Source organism: Lacinutrix sp. Hel_I_90 (assembly GCF_000934685.1).
Taxonomy (GTDB): Bacteria; Bacteroidota; Bacteroidia; order Flavobacteriales; family Flavobacteriaceae; genus Lacinutrix.
This window is the reverse complement of record NZ_JYNQ01000001.1, coordinates 1,499,594-1,517,941: the sequence shown is the minus strand read 5'-3', so window position 1 is coordinate 1,517,941 and position 18,348 is coordinate 1,499,594. Positions and strand designations below refer to the sequence as shown.

The 18,348-nt window shown below is 34.7% G+C and carries 15 protein-coding genes; 11 read left to right on the top strand and 4 right to left on the bottom strand.

Annotation, left to right across the window (positions count from 1 at the left end):
* Positions 1–17 precede the first annotated feature (17 nt).
* Complete coding sequence (dnaG, locus tag GQ46_RS06775; protein WP_044399611.1) at positions 18–1,976, top strand: DNA primase; 1,959 nt, start codon at positions 18–20, stop codon at positions 1,974–1,976.
* Here the strand turns inward: dnaG and GQ46_RS06770 are convergent.
* Both GQ46_RS06770 and nadE read right to left on the bottom strand, forming a co-directional pair.
* Positions 1,971–2,600: a response regulator transcription factor gene (locus GQ46_RS06770; protein WP_044399608.1), complete on the bottom strand. Its 630-nt coding sequence runs from the start codon at positions 2,598–2,600 to the stop codon at positions 1,971–1,973. The genes dnaG and GQ46_RS06770 overlap by 6 nt on opposite strands.
* Before the next feature lie 107 nt (positions 2,601–2,707).
* Positions 2,708–3,496, bottom strand: a complete 789-nt coding sequence (gene nadE / locus GQ46_RS06765; RefSeq protein WP_044399605.1) for an NAD(+) synthase — start codon at positions 3,494–3,496, stop codon at positions 2,708–2,710.
* A gap of 71 nt (positions 3,497–3,567) precedes the next feature.
* Here nadE and gldB point away from each other — a divergent pair, with 71 nt between their 5' ends.
* On the top strand, positions 3,568–4,551 hold the full coding sequence (gene gldB / locus GQ46_RS06760; protein WP_231567335.1) for a gliding motility lipoprotein GldB: 984 nt from the start codon (positions 3,568–3,570) through the stop codon (positions 4,549–4,551).
* Positions 4,551–4,883, top strand: coding sequence for a gliding motility protein GldC (gldC, locus tag GQ46_RS06755; protein WP_044399602.1), 333 nt, complete (start codon positions 4,551–4,553; stop codon positions 4,881–4,883). The genes gldB and gldC overlap by 1 nt, the downstream gene beginning before the upstream one ends.
* Before the next feature lie 13 nt (positions 4,884–4,896).
* Here the strand turns inward: gldC and GQ46_RS06750 are convergent, their stop codons facing one another.
* Together GQ46_RS06750 and GQ46_RS06745 are read right to left on the bottom strand one after the other, a co-directional pair.
* Positions 4,897–6,171, bottom strand: coding sequence for a carboxypeptidase-like regulatory domain-containing protein (locus GQ46_RS06750; RefSeq protein WP_231567334.1), 1,275 nt, complete (start codon positions 6,169–6,171; stop codon positions 4,897–4,899).
* Between the two features lie 98 nt (positions 6,172–6,269).
* Positions 6,270–7,058, bottom strand: coding sequence for a dienelactone hydrolase family protein (locus tag GQ46_RS06745; RefSeq protein WP_044399596.1), 789 nt, complete (start codon positions 7,056–7,058; stop codon positions 6,270–6,272).
* 128 nt (positions 7,059–7,186) lie between these two features.
* On the opposite strand from GQ46_RS06745, the gene bshC reads away from it, so the two are divergent.
* From bshC to GQ46_RS06705, 8 genes are all read left to right on the top strand, one after another.
* Entirely contained in the window at positions 7,187–8,791 is a 1,605-nt protein-coding gene (bshC, locus tag GQ46_RS06740; protein WP_044399593.1) for a bacillithiol biosynthesis cysteine-adding enzyme BshC, read from the top strand.
* Positions 8,792–8,992: 201 nt separating this feature from the next.
* Positions 8,993–10,525 (top strand): glutamine-hydrolyzing GMP synthase, encoded by a 1,533-nt coding sequence (gene guaA, locus GQ46_RS06735; RefSeq protein WP_044399589.1) that lies wholly within the window; start codon positions 8,993–8,995, stop codon positions 10,523–10,525.
* Positions 10,526–10,752: 227 nt separating this feature from the next.
* On the top strand, positions 10,753–12,774 hold the full coding sequence (locus tag GQ46_RS06730) for a LysM peptidoglycan-binding domain-containing protein (RefSeq protein WP_044399586.1): 2,022 nt from the start codon (positions 10,753–10,755) through the stop codon (positions 12,772–12,774).
* A gap of 41 nt (positions 12,775–12,815) precedes the next feature.
* On the top strand, positions 12,816–13,355 hold the full coding sequence (locus GQ46_RS06725) for a hypothetical protein (RefSeq protein WP_044399584.1): 540 nt from the start codon (positions 12,816–12,818) through the stop codon (positions 13,353–13,355).
* Positions 13,355–13,588 carry a DUF3820 family protein gene (locus GQ46_RS06720; protein WP_044399581.1) on the top strand — a complete coding sequence of 78 codons (234 nt, stop codon included), beginning with the start codon at positions 13,355–13,357 and terminating at the stop codon, positions 13,586–13,588. Before GQ46_RS06725 ends, GQ46_RS06720 begins: the two co-directional genes overlap by 1 nt.
* 62 nt (positions 13,589–13,650) lie before the next feature.
* Positions 13,651–15,294: a CTP synthase gene (locus GQ46_RS06715; RefSeq protein WP_044399578.1), complete on the top strand. Its 1,644-nt coding sequence runs from the start codon at positions 13,651–13,653 to the stop codon at positions 15,292–15,294.
* A 145-nt stretch (positions 15,295–15,439) separates the two neighbouring features.
* Entirely contained in the window at positions 15,440–17,365 is a 1,926-nt protein-coding gene (yidC, locus tag GQ46_RS06710) for a membrane protein insertase YidC (protein ID WP_044399575.1), read from the top strand.
* A gap of 262 nt (positions 17,366–17,627) precedes the next feature.
* On the top strand, positions 17,628–18,326 hold the full coding sequence (locus GQ46_RS06705) for a toxin-antitoxin system YwqK family antitoxin (protein ID WP_044399572.1): 699 nt from the start codon (positions 17,628–17,630) through the stop codon (positions 18,324–18,326).
* The last annotated feature ends 22 nt before the right edge of the window (positions 18,327–18,348 follow it).

Sequence of the window (18,348 nt, the reverse complement as noted above, 5' to 3'; positions counted from 1 at the left end):
CGAAAATCTTCAAAATTTTGATATCAAAATCATCCATAGATCAAGTTTATGAAACTGCTCGACTAGAGGAGGTTATTGGTGATTTTGTTCAGCTAAAAAAATCAGGAAGTAGTTTTAAAGGATTGAGCCCGTTTAGCGAAGAACGCACGCCTAGTTTTATGGTGTCTCCTGTAAAGCAAATATGGAAAGATTTTAGTACAGGAAAAGGGGGGAATGTTGTCGCGTTCTTAATGGAGCACGAGCATTTTACCTACCCTGAAGCGATTAAGTATCTTGCTAAAAAATACAATATTGAAATAGAAGAAACAGAGCAGTCTAACGAGCAAAAAGAAGCACAAGACAAACGCGAAAGTTTGTATTTAGTGAGTGAATTTGCAAGTCAGTATTTTCAAAATATTTTACATAAAACAGACCAAGGTAAGGCCATTGGCTTAAGTTACTTTAAGGAGCGTGGATTTACAGAAGAAACCATAAAGAAATTTGATTTAGGTTATTCCTTAGATCAATGGAGTGCCTTTACTGATGAAGCTCTAAAAAAAGGCTACAAATTAGAGTTTTTAGAAGGTACAGGCTTAACTATTGTTAAGGATAATAAACATTTTGATCGCTTTAAAGGCCGCGTTTTGTTTCCTATACATAGTATGAGCGGTCGTGTATTAGGCTTTGGGGGACGTATTTTAACTAATGATAAAAAAGCAGCAAAATACTTAAATTCACCAGAGAGTGATTTGTATCATAAAAGCAAAGTGCTTTATGGCATTTATCATGCAAAACAAAGCATAGCAAAGGAAGATAACTGTTATCTGGTTGAAGGGTATACCGATGTGATACAACTGCATCAAACAGGAATACACAATGTGGTATCTTCTTCTGGAACAGCACTAACTAGTGAGCAAATTAGATTAATTAACAGGCTTACAAAAAATATCACAGTACTTTTTGATGGTGATGCAGCTGGAATGCGCGCCTCCCTTCGTGGTATTGATTTAATTCTTGAACAAGGGATGAATGTTAAGGTTTGCTCGTTTCCAGAAGGCGAGGATCCAGATAGCTTTGCAAAAAAAAATACCTTAGAAGAACTGTCGCATTACCTAAACGAGAATGCAAAGGACTTTATACAATTTAAGGCTTCGGTTTTATATGAGGATTCTAAAAATGACCCTGTAAAAAAGGCAGAAACGATTAGAGATATTATTAATAGTATTTCTAAAATTCCAGACCGCATAAAAAAGGAGATTTACATTCAGGAATGTGCACGTATTATGGATATTCGTGAAGATGTGCTATTTAGTACTTTGGCACAAATTAATAATAAGGAAACTCAGGGGGCTTCAAGAACCCAACAAAATCAGCCTAAAGCATTTGACGTCATTAAACATCAAGAGCCTGTAAAAAAGGTAGATGTGCAGTATGTTTTAGAACGTAAAATTATAGAAATTCTTTTACTTTACGGAAATAGAACAGAGGATTTTGAAGATCTTGTTTTAAAAGAAAATGATAAGGGCGATTTAATTTTAGAACCAGTAATTCATCAAACGAAAGTCTTTGAAAAAGTGTTTTTAGATTTACAAGATGATGAAATGGAGTTTTCTAACGAGCAATTCAAAAGTTTATACTATAAAATTATTGAAACCTTAAATCAGAATCCAGAATTTTCTTCGGAGGAATTTATAAAGAATGTCGATGCCGAAGTGGGAAATCAAATCACCACTATTTTAATGGAAGATGAGCGGTATGAGCTTTCAGATTGGAATCGTAAGGATATTTACCCTAAACCCAAGGATGAAACCATTGCACAGTTAGTAAGTGATACTATTTTAAGTTTGCGTTGTCACTTAATAGATAAGAAAGTTATTGGCTTTCAACAACAAACAATGGCGATTAAAAACGAAGTTAATAAATCGATTTTAGAGGAGGTTAAAGAATATTCTGGCTTAAAAAGGTTATTGTCTCGTAAACTTAACCGTGTACTATAGGCGCAAAGAATGTGCTTGATTTACCAAATCTACTAAGTTTGTTACATTAAGTTTCTTCATTAAACGTGCTCTATAAGTACTCACTGTTTTTTCATTAATATTTAATTCTTCAGCGATTTCCTTATTTCTTCTTCCAGACGCTAAGAGTTTTAGCACTTCAACTTCTCTGGTAGAGAGTTTTTTATGATAGGTGCCATTTTTTATGCCTTTAGAATTCATGCTTAAGCGTTTATTTAACCCATCGCTTAAATAAACCTTTCCATCGTTATAAACAGAAGTAATGGCATTTTTGAGGGTTATTATGTCTGTCGTCTTTTGAACGTATCCATGAGCACCAGCTTTAATAGCACTTACAGCATAGACATCTTCGGGCTGTGCTGTAAAAACTATAACTTTAATCTCCGGATATTCTTGTTTTAAACGTCTAACAGCAGTAATCCCGTTAAGTTTAGGTAAGTCAATTTCAATTAAAATAAAATCGACGCGATTTTTAGAGATAAAATTAAACAGCGTTTCACCGTCAGCAACACTACCAATAAATTTTATTTCTTGAGTCGTGTTAAATATTAGCTCTAAGCCTTTGCTAATTATAGGATGCTGATCAACGACTAATAGTTTTATCATAATTAAATGTTTTGCTTTTGTTCAACCTGATTCGATTAAACAAAAATGATAATAGAAGCATTAAATAGCCCCATAAAGATAAGGCTTTTGTATAATATTATCAATATTTATTTGTATTCTTTGGGGACCTCACAAATTGGGATGGCGACCATTTTGTGTTTGTTTGAGGTGTTGAACCGCTGGTATATTTTAAATACGTTTTGTTCTCTACCAGAGAAATCTTTTTCTGTTTTTCCAGACTCATCCATTTGCATGGCCCATTCTAATTCTGGGTAAGAAGCTCCAATTTGGTCTTCATCACTGCGGGTATCACCAAATAATCCATCGCTTGGCGCGGCTTTCATTATCGCATCCGAAACCTCTAAAAACGCTCCTATTTTATACACTTCACTTTTAAGTAAATCTGCAATCGGACTCAAATCAACACCGCCATCACCATACTTCGTGTAAAACCCAACGCCAAAGTCTTCCACTTTATTACCCGTGCCAGCAACCAGTAGGCCTGATAATCCAGCATGATAGTATAAGGTTGTCATACGTAAACGCGCGCGCGTGTTGGCCAAAGCCATATCAACGACTTCTTTTTTTCCATCAAGAGAAACTTCGGTTTTAAATTCTTCAAAAACAGGCGTTAAATCTGTTCGCGTAGCACTCACATTAGAGAAGCGTGATTTTAGTTGTTTTATATGCTCTTGGGCCCGAGAAACATGACTTTCGGCTTGATGAATCGGCATTTCAATACAGCGTACTTTTAGGCCTGTTTTGGCGCATAATATGGAGGTGACGGCAGAATCTATTCCGCCAGAAATACCAATAACAAAACCATTGACTTTTGCATTAGTAGCATACGCTTTTAACCAATCTACTATGTGATTAACAACCTTTTCTGTTTGCATTTTATAAGAATTTAAAACAAAGAATAGTACCTTTGCATAACAAAAATAGAGCAAACGCTTTAAGTATAAAAATGAATAGACCATTAACTAATATGTATAAATACATTTTTTTGATTTTACTGTTTTTAGTATTGACTTCTTGTGAAAATGATAATAAAGTAGAACGAGAGATAGCTAAAATTGAAGCGCCTTTTACAATCGAACGTTTTGATAAGGCGTTTGCAGAGACCACGCCAGAAAAACTCCAGGATTTAAAGCAAGACTATCCGTTTATGTTTCCTGAAAAATATAACGATTCTTTTTGGTTGGAGCGCATGAAAGACACACTACAGCAAGAATTACATATAGAAACACAAAAGAAATTTCAAAATATAAATCCTGAGAAGGGAGAAATAGAATCACTTTTTAAACACTTAAAATACTATTTTACAGCGTTTAAAGTGCCAAGAGTTGTTACTACAACATCTAATGTTGATTATAGAAATAAAGTAGTAGTAACAGATACAATTGTATTAGTGTCTTTAGACACCTATTTAGGAAGTGATCATTATTTTTATGAAGGCATTCAAGATTATATAAAATCTCATTTAAAATCGGAACAACTCGTAGTAGATTTGGCTGAAAAATATGCAGCGCGCTATCTATTTCAGCAAACACGAAAAACCTTATTAGATGAATTAATTTATGCAGGTAAGATTCTGTATTTTAAAGATAAAGTAATTCCGTTTAAAACAGATTTCGAAAAAATAGGCTATACAGCTGAAGAATTGAATTGGGCTAAGGCAAATGAAGAAGAGATTTGGCGTTACTTTGTAGATAAAGAATTGTTGTACAGTACAGATTCAAAACTGCCTAAGCGTTTTATTAATCCGGCACCATTTTCTAAATTCTATTTAGAAGAAATAGATAACGAATCTCCTGGAGAAATCGGGAAATTTATAGGATGGCAAATAGTGAAATCTTATATGGATAATAATGACGTGTCCTTCGAACAAATGTTGTCTAAAGAGGCTAAAACACTATTTGATAACGCAAAATATAAACCAAGAAAATAATGGCTAATATAAAATCACAAATTACCTTAAATGTAGAACTAGATGAAAATCGTGTTCCAGAAAAAATACATTGGACAGCTCAAGATGGAGGGATTAATAAAGCAGAAGCAAAAGCTATGATGCTCTCGGTATGGGATCACCAGGCACAAGAATCTTTACGTATTGATTTGTGGACAAAAGATATGCCAGTAGATGAGATGAAAGTATTTTTTCATCAAACATTAGTGGCTATGAGTGCTACTTTTAATCGGGCCACCCAAGACGAAAAAATGACAGCAACGATGAAAGATTTTTGTGATTATTTTGCCGAAAAGTTAGAGTTAAAAAAATAAAAAAAAAGAGGAATTAATCTTCTTTCTTTTCAAGCTGTTTATTAATCTTTTCTATAGCATTCTCAATCGATTTTTCGGGTTCAATAATATTATACTCTCCCCAAAATCTAGGGTCAGAAAAACCAGAAGCTTTATCAACAAGGATACTATTAGTTTTTAAACGGTCTTTAGGGTTGCTTGTAAAAGAAGTAATGTCTTGGTCCCAATCTGTAATTGCCATTTCACTTTGAAGTGTGTAGCGGCTGTTAAATAATTTGTTTTGCCAGTTTACTTTAAAGGTTAATAATATATTACTATAACCAAAATGCCACTTGCCATTTTTAACTCTATAGTTTATCCGGTATGCCGCTTCTGTAGGGTACACGGTTACTTTTCTAGGTTTCTTTCTAACAAATAATTTACTGGCAGCCTCCCGATCACTAACGTTAAGATTATAGGTTGCGCTAGTTAAGGCATAAGTGTCTGCGTCAATAAATAATGTGCCATAATACAGGGGGTCTGTAATGTCTTCTTTTTGTTTAAAATTAACAACATAAATAAGTTTATTATTTATTTGTGTTGAACGACTAAACGTAAAATTATAATGACTTAAATTTTCTGCTGTGAAAATATAGTCTTGATATTTAATAACGTCTGTATATAATGTACTAAAAGGGCCGCCTTGCAATTTTAATGCAACAGTGTCTAACCGTGAATAAATCGTATTTTTTCTTGCTTTTACTATGGAGATAGCATCATTTTTGTTCGAGATATAAGGTTGTTTATAAATTTTTAAGACCGCCTCAGAGAGGGAGGCATTTTTATTGCGCTTTTTAATAGTTTCTCTATAGAAACCCGTCATAATCGTTTCATCATTTATATAATTTTCAGCTTTCAAGGCCAATGTTTTTCTAACTAATGTTTCAGCGTCTTTAGGTGAATTAATGTCTACTCGCGCTAAAACGGTAGCTGCTTCAACCAATTTGATTTTGGTCTCATTAGTTTCAAAATCAGATAATGGTATTTCTTGTCTTTTATATCCCAAAAAAGAAATGAGCACAGATTTTGATAAATGTTCATTTGGTACCTTTAGCAAAAACTCACCATCAGTATTTGTGATTGTGCTTATGTTAGTACCAATCACTAACATGTCTGCCAAAGCTACGGGTTTATTGGATTCGGAGTCAACAATTTGACCACGAAATTCTTTACTGTTCTGAGCGAATAGTCCTAGAGTAGAAAGGGCGTAGAATATAAAAAACAAAGAGATGCCTTTATAATAAGCACCCATAAGGTAAAGAGATTTCACAGCTGTTTTATTTAAAAATTAATCACTTCAAATTACAAAAAATTAAAGATTTCATCTCTTCTTTTTATGTTAATTGTTTAGGAGTTAAATGTGTTATTTTACCAAATATCATTTAGTAACCAGGTTGTTGCGTCTTGCAAATAAGGAACATATTCACAAGGCTCTACATGTGTTAATCCTGTTGCAACAACAAGTGTCGTTTCACTTCCCGCAAGCGAAGTAGCAGCGACCCAATCTTGTGTGTTTTGTAAAGGAAACAACTCATCATTTTCACCGTGAATCACATACGTTGGAGTAGGTATAATTTTAGCGCTCCCATTAGGATTGTATGAGCCATAAGCGCTAGCCATAGGGATCCCTGCTGCAAAAACATTAGGTTGTGTTTCACTATACCACCAGGCACCATTACCGCCATCACTGTAGCCATTTACTACTATCTTTGTGTTGTCTACAGGTAAATAGGTTTTTGCCATATCGATAAGTGTGTTTACCTGATTTTGATTGTAGGGATCGAACCATTGTAAGCCTCTATTGTTAGGACTTAGAATAATAGCATCTAGTGCTTCAAATCCTGGTTCAGCATAACAAGCGGTGTTTTTGTGAGCATTTGGGTCGCCATTAGAAAAGCCATGAAGTGTTAGTATAAGTGGTCTGTTATTATTTGTGAAATCAACATCGGGCATAATGACTCTAAATTCCCAGAATTCATTATTAACACCAATTAAGGAAACATCATTAGTTCCAGGCGAAAAATTAATCATACTAAAGTCTTGCTTTATATCTGCATACGTTCTAGCTGGAGGTGTGTTAGTATCGTCAGATGCATTGCAACCAAATGCTAAGGTTGCGAGACATAAATACAGTACAATGTGTTTGAAAGATTTCATAGCTTTTTTGTTTAAATATAATAAAAAAAAAGAATTCTGACTGATGTGTTAAATCAATACTAAAACGTAGAGATACTATTTAAGATTTCAAAAAGACCGTATCTTTACCAAAAGAAGTTAAATTTTCTATGCCAACCGACTCTATTTCGTATCAAGCCACAGGCTACTTTTCAGAATTAATAGGCGACTATTTAGCAAACGCTAAAGCTTTGAAGACATTCTATAATCGTTTTCCAAAGCTTGAGAATTTTAAAGCTCAAATGGAAGAAAAAGCTTTGGAGTTTTCAGAAGAATCCAGAACTATATTATCAGAAACACTGTTAACACAGTATGAAAATTTAAAGACCTCTGAAATTACCCTGAATAATATTAAAAGTTTAAAAGATTCAAAGACCTTCACGGTAACTACAGGGCATCAACTTAACTTATTCACCGGGCCCTTATATTTTTTACATAAAATTGTTTCGACTATTAATTTAGCAACAGCGTTAAAGACAGCATATCCAGATTGTAATTTTGTACCAATCTATTGGATGGCGACTGAAGATCATGATTTTGAAGAAATTAATTATTTTAATTTTCACGGAAAGAAATTACGATGGAATCGTAAAGCCTCTGGTGCTGTTGGAGCATTGGAGACTACGGGCTTAGAAGCAATTTATACTGTTTTTTCAAAAGAATTGGGCTTAGGAAAAAATGCGGACGCACTTAAAGCGCTTTTTAAGAGTGCTTATTTAGAGCATAACAATTTAGCAGAGGCGACACGCTATTTGGCAAATGCTTTATTTTTAGATTATGGATTGGTAGTCTTGGATGCTAATGATAAAGACTTAAAAAGATTATTCGTTCCGCAAATAAAGAAAGAGTTAAAAGCGCAAGTGTCTTTTAAAGCAGTCTCTGAAACAAATACCCATATTGAAAATTTAGAAGGTAAAAACTATCCAATTCAAGTGAACCCAAGAGAAATTAATCTCTTTTATATCACAAAAAACCTTCGCGAGCGTATTGTCTTTGAAGATGCCATTTATAAAGTTTTGAATACTAAAATCGCTTGGTCTGAAACAGAAATTTTAGCCGAAGTAAATAAGTATCCAGAGCGTTTCAGTCCTAACGTTATTCTAAGGCCTTTATATCAAGAAGTGATTTTGCCAAACTTATGTTACATAGGTGGAGGGGGTGAATTGGCGTACTGGTTTCAGTTAAAAGCTAATTTTGAAGCGAACAACATAGTATTTCCTATTTTACTACTTCGTAATTCTGTTCTAATAAAAACAAAGCAACAAGCTAATAAATTAGAGAAGCTTAATATCTCTAATGAAGCTATTTTCTTAAAGCGAGATGCTTTTATTAATAAAAGAGTACGTGCCATTTCAAATATAGACATTGATTTTTCGGAACAGGTTCAATATTTAAAATCACAATTCGAGGCCCTTTATGAGCTTGCGAAGCAAACCGATAAATCCTTTATTGGTGCTGTCTCTGCACAGGAAAAAAAACAAATTAACGGCTTAAAGCATCTTGAAAAACGCTTGTTAACAGCTCAAAAAAGAAAACTTAAAGACCAGGTCGCGCGCATGACTGCACTTCAGAATGAGTTGTTTCCTAACCAAAGTTTACAGGAACGCAATACGAATTTTTCAGAATTATATTTAGAATTTGGAGAAGCGCTAATTCCTGAATTAGTCGAAGCACTGGAGCCTTTAAAAGGGGAGTTTACAATGTTAACACTATGATCAAAGTCTGGTTGTTGCTTTTCTGACAGCTATAAAAATAAGCAAACCATGACCAGAAAACCAGTGCTCGATAGATTTTAGAAAATCAGGAAACAAATTAGAGGTTAAACCTTTTTTTTAATAAAAATCACTGTTAATAAAACTATCAAAAATTCGCCGGTTATAAATTAGTAATTATAAAAGCAATTACTATTTTTGTGCATGCAACACGACAAGGTATTAATTTTAGATTTCGGATCGCAATACACACAGCTTATTGCGCGCAGAGTTAGAGAACTTAACATCTATTCCGAAATACATCCATTCAACAAGCCACCACAAAATATAGACAGTTATAAAGCGGTTATTCTTTCCGGTAGCCCAATGTCTGTAAGATCTGAAGGTGCATTTCATCCAGACTTATCAGAAATTAGAGGTAAAAAGCCCATGTTAGCCGTTTGTTATGGGGCGCAATATTTAGCCCATTTTTCTGGTGGTGAAGTAGCCGAATCCAATACTAGAGAATACGGCAGGGCAAATTTGAGTTACATAAAGGAAGATGCCTTTTTTAAAGGGATTTCTAAAGGTAGTCAGGTATGGATGAGTCACAGTGATACCATAAAAGCTTTGCCAACAGCTGGGACACTTTTAGCAAGTACGCACGATGTTGAAAATGCAGCCTTTAAAATAGAAGGTGAAGTAACGTATGCGATACAATTTCATCCAGAAGTTTACCATTCAACAGATGGAAAACAGTTACTGGAGAATTTCTTAGTGCATATAGCTAATGTTAACCCAGATTGGACACCAGATAGTTTTGTAGAAGAAACGGTTGAAGCCCTTCAGAAAAAAATAGGAAAGGATAAAGTCGTTTTAGGTTTGTCTGGAGGTGTAGATTCATCAGTAGCGGCTATGTTATTGCATAAAGCCATTGGTGAAAACCTGTATTGTATTTTTGTAAACAACGGCCTGTTACGTAAGGATGAATTTACACAGGTTTTAGAGCAATACAAAGGCATGGGCTTAAACGTTAAAGGGGTTGATGCCGCAACACGTTTTCTTGATGCTTTAGCAGGTGAAAGTGATCCAGAACTAAAAAGAAAAGCCATTGGCCGTGTATTTATTGAGGTTTTCGATGATGAAGCACACCAGATAAAAGACGTAAAATGGTTGGCGCAAGGCACCATTTATCCAGATGTGATAGAAAGTGTAAGTGCTACTGGCGGACCAAGTGCTACCATTAAAAGTCACCATAATGTAGGGGGATTGCCAGATTTTATGAAACTTAAAATTGTTGAGCCCCTTAAAGCTTTATTTAAAGATGAGGTGCGTCGCGTTGGCGCTTCAATGGATATGGATAAGCAATTATTAGGCCGCCATCCATTTCCAGGACCTGGTTTAGCAATTCGTATTTTGGGAGATATAACGGCTGAAAAAGTACGTATTCTTCAAGAAGTTGATGCGGTGTTTATTAACGGACTCAAAGCTGCCGGACTTTATGATAAAGTATGGCAAGCAGGTGCTATTTTACTTCCTGTTAACAGTGTTGGTGTTATGGGAGACGAGAGAACATACGAAAAATGTGTTGCGCTAAGAGCTGTGGAAAGTACAGATGGTATGACTGCCGATTGGGTAAACTTACCTTACGAGTTTTTACAAAAAACAAGTAACGATATCATTAATAAGGTTAAAGGTGTCAATCGCGTGGTGTACGATATTAGTAGTAAGCCACCAGCAACCATTGAGTGGGAATAAAAATAATTTGGGCGTTACCTAAAGGTCGCGCTCTCGGCAGTCGCTCTCTGCGAGGAGCTCCAACAAAGCCTCCATCGCTAACGCTGCCTTATTGGTTGTGTGTGTTTATTTTTGGAATGATAATTGAATATTAAATAAAAACAGTAATTTGTCGTTCTATATTTAGAATTAATAAACATAAATTTTAAGCGTCCTGTTTTTCAGGATTAAAGCATTACATTTTTTTAATGAAAAAAATAATAGTTATACTAAGTCTGTTCATTTGTTTTTCTTGTTCTTCAGCAAAAGCACAAAATTATAAGACCCATAAAGTAAAAGCCGGTGAAACAGTAGAAAGCATTGCTAAGCAATATAACATGTCTACGAGTGATATCTATAACCTTAATCCAGATGCACGAAAAAACTTAAGGCCAAATGCTATTTTAATTATTCCGAAAGAAAGAACGACACCAAAAACAGTTGAAACGGAAACAACGACTTCAGGACCCGCTACAACAGGAGCGGCAACGACTACAACACCAACAACTTCTACAGCCACTGATAGTACAAAACAAACGGTAGAGAAAATATTTGATCGTTATATCAATCATAGAGTGCACCGTAAAGAAACCTTATATGGGTTGTCTAAAGAGTATAATGTGACTGAAGAGGAAATTAAAAAACACAATAAATTTCTTTACGCAAATAATTTAAAAAAAGGAGATAAATTACAAATTCCGGTTTTCAAAAAAATTATAAGGTTAGCGCCTGCAGAAGCTACTACCAAAACCTATGAGGTAAAACCTAAGGAAGGGAAATGGCGTATAGCCTATAAATATGGTATTTCGGTTTCAGAATTGGAAGCTTTAAACCCAGAGATGGATGCGATTTTACAGCCGGGTCAAATTATAAATATCCCTAATTTAGAAGCAGAAAAGATAAAAATGGTTGATGAGCAATACAGCTACTACACTGTACTGCCAAAAGAAGGTTTCTATCGTTTAAAAATTAAAACGGGTATGGAGCAAGCTGAGCTGGAACAATTTAATCCTGGTTTGGCAGAATCGGGATTAAAAGAAGGGATGATATTAAAAGTAATGTACAACGAGGCTATAGATGCAGAATCAACAGGTGCTGTAATCGATGACCTTGCAGAGATTGTAGATTTATCACAAAAGGAGTTCGATCGCAGCGTGAAAACCATAGCGATAATGCTTCCCTTTAACACAAATAAAGTGAATTCAGATTCTGTGTTGGATATTAAGAAGCAAATAAAAACGGATAGAACCTTAAGTATTGCGCTCGATTTCTATTCTGGAATGTTAATGGCACTCGACGAGCTGGAACAAAAAGGGGTTAATCTAAACGTAAAAGTGTACGACACACAGTCACGTGAAAGTGAAGTGAACGCTATTTTGAGAAACAACGATTTCACGACTACAGACGTCGTTATTGGGCCACTCTTGCCATCAATTTTCAATACTGCGGCAAATAGCCTAGCCTATAAAGGGATTCCCGTGGTTTCTCCGGTAACAAAAGAGGTGAACGTTGAAAATAATGTATTTCAGTCAAGGCCATCAGACGAGATGTTGAAGACTAAAATAATTGACTATATAAAAAAAGATAGTACCTCGCAAATTATTGTGATTTCAGATTTGAAAAGAAGACCAGTAAGCATGATGCTTAAAGAAAAGTTTATTAATGCTAAATTAGTAAACTCAAGATTGGATAAAAAAACTCAAAAAGATCAATATAATGTGTTAGAACAAGATTTAGTAAGTGTTTTAAAACCTGGTAATAATATTGTGTTTTTAGAAACCGATCATTCTGGTTTTGTCTCTAATGTCGCTAGTATCTTAAATGGTTTAAATAATGAGGAAAGGGTAATAACTTTAGTAACAACGAATCAAAACAAAGCTTTTGAAGACGAAGAAGTTTCTAATTACCACCTCTCTAATTTACATTTTACCTATCCGTCAATTTCTAAAATTGTAAGTGAAGATTCTAACATTGATTTTATAAAAAATTATAAAAAGGAATACCATATCTCACCTAATACTTATGCTGTACGTGGTTATGATTTAACAATGGATGTGGTATTGCGTTTGGTAACTGCTGAGAGTTTGTTTTCTTCAGTAATTCAGACACCAATGACGTCTTATATAGAGAATAAATTTGGTTATAAAAAGAAACTCTTTGGAGGATACTATAATAATAGCGTTTACATTGTACGCTATAACGATTTAAAAATTGACGAGGTGAAGCAATAGAAAAATTCACTATATTGTTACCGATAATTAGCCCCCAAATTATGCATAAATTAATTCTAACTTTGACGTTGATTTTGTGTTTCCGTAGTGACGTGTCATACTTCTCTTGGAATCAAGATCATAAATTACAATGGGAAGATTTTCAAGGTGAAGCAGACCATGGTATTGATGCAGTGGCGGTCACAGCTTCGGGAATAACTTTTAGTTATAGTATTCAAAAAAGCTCAACAAAAGGCATAGTTGGTGTTAAAACGGAGGTTTTTGCGCATTTCTATCCCGAGCATTCTTGGTGCAAAAAAGAATTAATAGACGATCATATCTTAGCACATGAGCAACTGCATTTTGATATTACGGAGTTAAACGTAAGATATCTAAAGGAAAAAATAGAGCAGCTAAAAGTGTCTCCAACGCTAGCTGAACAGTTGGATAGCTATCATGAAAAAGCGAATGCAGCATTAGCACAAATGCAAAAAAAATACGATACTGAAAGCCATTTTTCTATAGATAAAAGAGGGCAGGCAACATGGTCTGCGTTTGTAAAAGACGAACTCAAACGTTTAGAAAGCTTTAAGTCTCAATAATGCTTCAGCCAGACAGAGAATTTCTAATTAAATTAGCACATACTAAAATGCCCTATGGTAAATATAAAGACCGGTATCTTATAGATTTACCTGAGTTTTATGTGGTTTGGTATCACAATAAAGGTTTTCCTAAGGGAAAATTGGGTGAAATGCTCGAAACCGTTTACACATTAAAATTAAATGGGCTAGAGGAAATTGTTAAAAATATCCAACGAAATTTTCCTAAGAAATAAAACTTAAAACCTCGAACATTTCAACTTAAAATTGTAAATTTGCTCGCGTTTAACAACGCACAATGACAACTACAACGAAATACATATTTGTAACAGGAGGAGTGACCTCTTCACTGGGAAAAGGAATCATCGCAGCTTCTTTAGCGAAATTGCTACAGGCCCAAGGTTACAGGACTACCATTCAAAAATTAGACCCCTATATTAACGTCGATCCTGGTACGCTTAATCCTTACGAGCATGGCGAGTGCTATGTTACAGATGATGGCGCTGAAACGGATTTAGATTTAGGGCATTACGAGCGTTTTTTAAACGTACCCACGAGTCAGGCCAATAATGTGACTACAGGTCGTATTTATCAAAGCGTCATTGAAAAAGAACGTCGCGGTGAGTTTTTAGGTAAAACCGTTCAGGTAATTCCTCATATTACAGACGAAATAAAACACCGTATTCAAATTTTAGGGAATTCTGGTGATTACGACATCGTAATTACAGAAATTGGTGGTACCGTTGGTGATATAGAGTCTTTACCCTATATAGAAGCAGTAAGACAATTAAAATGGGACTTAGGGGAGCACAATGCTTTGGTTATTCATTTAACACTAATACCTTACCTTTCGGCAGCAGGAGAGTTAAAAACAAAACCAACGCAACATAGTGTAAAAACATTGATGGAGAGTGGTGTGCAAGCCGATATTTTAGTGTGTAGAACAGAGCATGAATTGCCTCAGGATATCAGAGTGAAATTAGCGCGTTTTTGTAATGTGACTCAGGAATCAGTTATTCAGTCTATTGATGCCTCTACAATCTACGATGTGCCAAATTTAATGCTGGAACAAGGCTTAGATACGGTCGTTTTAAAGAAGCTAGGTCTGGAAAGCAATACACCAGATTTAGCACGCTGGAATGCTTTTTTAAAGTTGCATAAAAATCCAAAGTCGGAAGTTACTATCGGACTTATTGGCAAGTACGTAGAATTACAGGACTCTTATAAATCAATATTGGAGGCTTTTATCCACGCAGGAGCAGAAAACGAAGTACGGGTAAATGTGGAATCCATTCATTCAGAATATCTAAACGATGATAATATAAAACTAAAACTCTCTCATTTAAATGGAGTGTTAGTAGCACCAGGTTTTGGTGAGCGTGGGATTGAAGGAAAAATTGCTGCGGTTAAATATGTGAGAGAGCAGAATATACCATTTCTCGGCATTTGCTTAGGAATGCAAATGGCAGTTATTGAATTTTCACGTACGGTTTTAGGATTGAAAATGGCTAATTCAACAGAAATGGATGAAAACACACCTGATCCTGTAATTGATTTAATGGAAGAACAAAAGACCATTACAGATAAAGGCGGAACTATGCGTTTGGGTGCTTGGGATTGTAAATTGGTTGATGGTAGTATCGTAAAGCAAGTCTATAATTCTGAAAGTATTAAAGAACGTCACAGACATCGCTATGAATTTAATAGTGAATACAAAGAAAAAATAGAAGCAGCAGGTATGATTGCCACGGGTTTTAATCCAGAAACTAACCTGGTAGAAATTATTGAAATCCCTAGTCACCCTTGGTTTGTTGGTGTGCAATACCATCCCGAATATAAAAGTACAGTAGCCAATCCACATCCTCTTTTTGTGGCATTTGTTGATGCAGCGCTTAAAAATGAAAAGAAAAACAAAGGTGTCACTATGACACAAAACAAGTAAACGGATTACTTTTTGAATAGTAATTCCACAGACCAAAAAAACAGCTTAAACCTGTAAGGCTTTTTAACCTGACAGGTTTTTGTGAAATAAATAACCAGATTACCGTGAAGGTTTATCTTGAGCACAGTCGAAAGACGAATATGATATGGAAGAAAAAAAATTAGATGTTAATGCAATTATAGGCTTTGTGCTTATTTTTGGTATTTTACTATTTATGTTATGGCAAAGCAAACCCTCTGAAGAAGAAATAGCTGCCGAAGAAAAAGCAAAACAAGAGCAAATAGATGCCGTAAAAGTAAAAGAAGCTATCCTAAAAGAAGAAGCTAAAGTTGCGACCCCTGAAGATTTTTCAAATACTACAGCTTCAGATTCTTTACAGCAAATAGCACTTCAAAATAAATTAGGTGCTTTTGCGTATTCAACGACTTTAGCCTCTGCTTCAAATAATGAAACTACTGTTAATAACGGTGTGCTACAATTGAAATTTGCTAATAAAGGTGGCCATCTATCTGAAGTAAAATTAAATAAGTTTGTAGATTTTGATTCTGTACCAATCTATTTAGTAAAAAACAAAAATGCGAGTTTTAATATCAATTTTGGAACAACAGACAGTCGCATCTTAAACACGCAAGAGTTATATTTTCAGCCTACAGTAACAAAAAAGGGAGAAAACACGTTGGTTTCAATGAAATTAAAGGTCTCTGAAACGCAGTTTTTAGAGTATTTATATGTGATTAAGCCCAATGATTATATGGTGGATTTTTCTATCAAATCTCAGGGTTTAAGTGGTATCATAAACAGTTCTCAGGAAGTAAACTTAGATTGGACACAAAAGGCAATGCGCCATGATCAAAGTGTTTCTTATGAAAACCGTTACACCCGATTAACCTACCAGCATGATGACGGTAACATTGATAAACTAGATCAAGGTGGTGAAGATGAAGAGGTTGAAAAGGATGTAGAGTGGTTGTCTTTTAGACAACATTTCTTTAGCTCCATATTAGTGGCAGATGACAAACCTTTTAAGTCTGTAATGTTGAGTTCTAAAGATTTAGTTGAAGATGAAAAAGTAGATACGCTTTTTACCAAACAGTTTTCAGCAAAAACGGCATTAGCACTAAACGGCAATGAGATTAATAAGGATATGAAGTTGTACTACGGGCCTACTGATAGTAAAATTCTAAAAACGTATGACAACAACTTAGAAGAAAGTATTCCTTTAGGATGGGGGCTATTTGGTTGGATTAATGAATACTTATTTATTCCGTTATTTGGTTTTTTAAGTTCGTTCCTTCCATTTGGTATCGCCATTATCGTTATGACGGTTTTAATTAAGCTAGCCATGTCATTTGTACAATACAAACAGTATTTGTCACAAATGAAAATGAAAGTACTTAAACCAGAATTAGATGCTATTCGCGAGAAACATAAAGACAACAAGATGAAAGCACAGCAAGAAACTATGGCTTTGCAAAACAAAGCAGGAGCAAGTCCGTTAGCAGGTTGTTTGCCAGCTTTAATTCAAATGCCAGTCTTCTACGCTTTATTTATGTTTTTCCCAACAGCCTTTGCATTAAGACAAAAAAGTTTCCTTTGGGCAGATGATTTATCGTCTTATGATGAGGTTTTTAAACTCCCTATAGATATTCCTATTTACGGAGATCACGTGAGTTTATTCCCGATTTTGGCGGCAATTGCAATCTTCTTTTATATGAAAATGACAACAGGCCAAAATTCTGCATCCATGTCACAGCCACAGCAAGAAGGAATGCCAGATATGGCAAAAATGATGAAGTATATGATTTATTTTGCTCCAATCATGATGATGGTATTCTTTAATAAGTATGCGTCTGGATTGAGTTTGTACTACTTTATTTCTAACTTAATTAGTATTGGTATTCTAATTGTAATAAAGAATTATGTTTTAGATGAAGATAAAATTCATGCCAACATACAAGTTCAAAAAGCGAAACCTAAAAAGGAAAATAAATTCCAACGCAAAATGAAGGAGATGATGGAGCAAGCAGAGGAACAAAAGCAAAATCAAAATAAGAATAAAAAAAAGAAATAAATAATAATTAATAATAAATAGAAAGCTGCCACCTTAATTACTAAGTCAGGCAGCTTTTTTGTGTCCTGGCTTATACCTCTGTACTGAAAGCTTGCAAGCGCGTAAAATTGAGTTTTCACGTATGAAACAGAAGCCCAGTATTGGCATTATAAAGAAAACTAAAAGCAGCCTTAAATTTACGGCAATGTTAAGATGGAATAGATTTTGCTATGCATAATCCAGACTAGTAACAATACAAAACTTCAAATAACGTTAATTACCTATGAAACTAATTTATATCATTTTATTCAGTCTATCTATAGGCTCTGGTTTTACTCAGGAGTTGAATCAGTTTGATGCCAACGGAGAGCGTCATGGTATTTGGAAAAAGAATTTTGAGGATACGAAGGTGTTAAGATATGAGGGCGAATTCAACCATGGCAAAGAGGTGGGGACATTCAAATTTTATAAAAATATAGATGGTAAAGCACTATTAACAGCGACCAGAACTTTTAATTCGGATAGTGATTTAGCTCAAGTAAAGTTTTTTTCTTCAACTAAAAATTTAATTAGTGAAGGTCAAACGAGAGGGAAAACCTATGTTGGTAAATGGCTATATTATCACAACAAGTCAAAACAAATTATGACTGAAGAGTTTTACAATAGCAAAGGGGAGTTGGAAGGTGAAAAGAACACCTATTATTTAAGCGGAAAGATTGCTAAAAAAGAAAACTATCAAGGCGGTGTTTTAAATGGAGAAGCACGTTCATTTTCTGAAATAGGGAAACTAATAAGCGTTTTTAATTATAATAATGACGTATTAGATGGGCCAGCTAAGATTTACGATACTAAAGGGGATATACAAATGGAAGGCGTGTATCAAAAAGACAGGCGACACGGGATTTGGAAATTCTATGAAAACGGAATACTGAAGGAAGAACAAGATTTAACACGGCGTAGTAATAATCCAAAGGAAAATTAATCATAAAAAAAACGCTTTGAAA

Bases quoted from the DNA above. Each gene is read 5' to 3' on its own strand.
- GQ46_RS06770 (WP_044399608.1), bottom strand. From the start codon at position 2,600: ATGATAAAACTATTAGTCGTTGATCAGCATCCTATAATTAGCAAAGGC.
- nadE (WP_044399605.1), bottom strand. From the start codon at position 3,496: ATGCAAACAGAAAAGGTTGTTAATCACATAGTAGATTGGTTAAAAGCG.
- gldB (WP_231567335.1), top strand. From the start codon at position 3,568: ATGAATAGACCATTAACTAATATGTATAAATACATTTTTTTGATTTTA.
- gldC (WP_044399602.1), top strand. From the start codon at position 4,551: ATGGCTAATATAAAATCACAAATTACCTTAAATGTAGAACTAGATGAA.
- GQ46_RS06745 (WP_044399596.1), bottom strand. From the start codon at position 7,058: ATGAAATCTTTCAAACACATTGTACTGTATTTATGTCTCGCAACCTTA.
- bshC (WP_044399593.1), top strand. From the start codon at position 7,187: ATGCCAACCGACTCTATTTCGTATCAAGCCACAGGCTACTTTTCAGAA.
- guaA (WP_044399589.1), top strand. From the start codon at position 8,993: ATGCAACACGACAAGGTATTAATTTTAGATTTCGGATCGCAATACACA.
- GQ46_RS06730 (WP_044399586.1), top strand. From the start codon at position 10,753: ATGAAAAAAATAATAGTTATACTAAGTCTGTTCATTTGTTTTTCTTGT.
- GQ46_RS06725 (WP_044399584.1), top strand. From the start codon at position 12,816: ATGCATAAATTAATTCTAACTTTGACGTTGATTTTGTGTTTCCGTAGT.
- GQ46_RS06720 (WP_044399581.1), top strand. From the start codon at position 13,355: ATGCTTCAGCCAGACAGAGAATTTCTAATTAAATTAGCACATACTAAA.
- GQ46_RS06715 (WP_044399578.1), top strand. From the start codon at position 13,651: ATGACAACTACAACGAAATACATATTTGTAACAGGAGGAGTGACCTCT.
- yidC (WP_044399575.1), top strand. From the start codon at position 15,440: ATGGAAGAAAAAAAATTAGATGTTAATGCAATTATAGGCTTTGTGCTT.
- GQ46_RS06705 (WP_044399572.1), top strand. From the start codon at position 17,628: ATGAAACTAATTTATATCATTTTATTCAGTCTATCTATAGGCTCTGGT.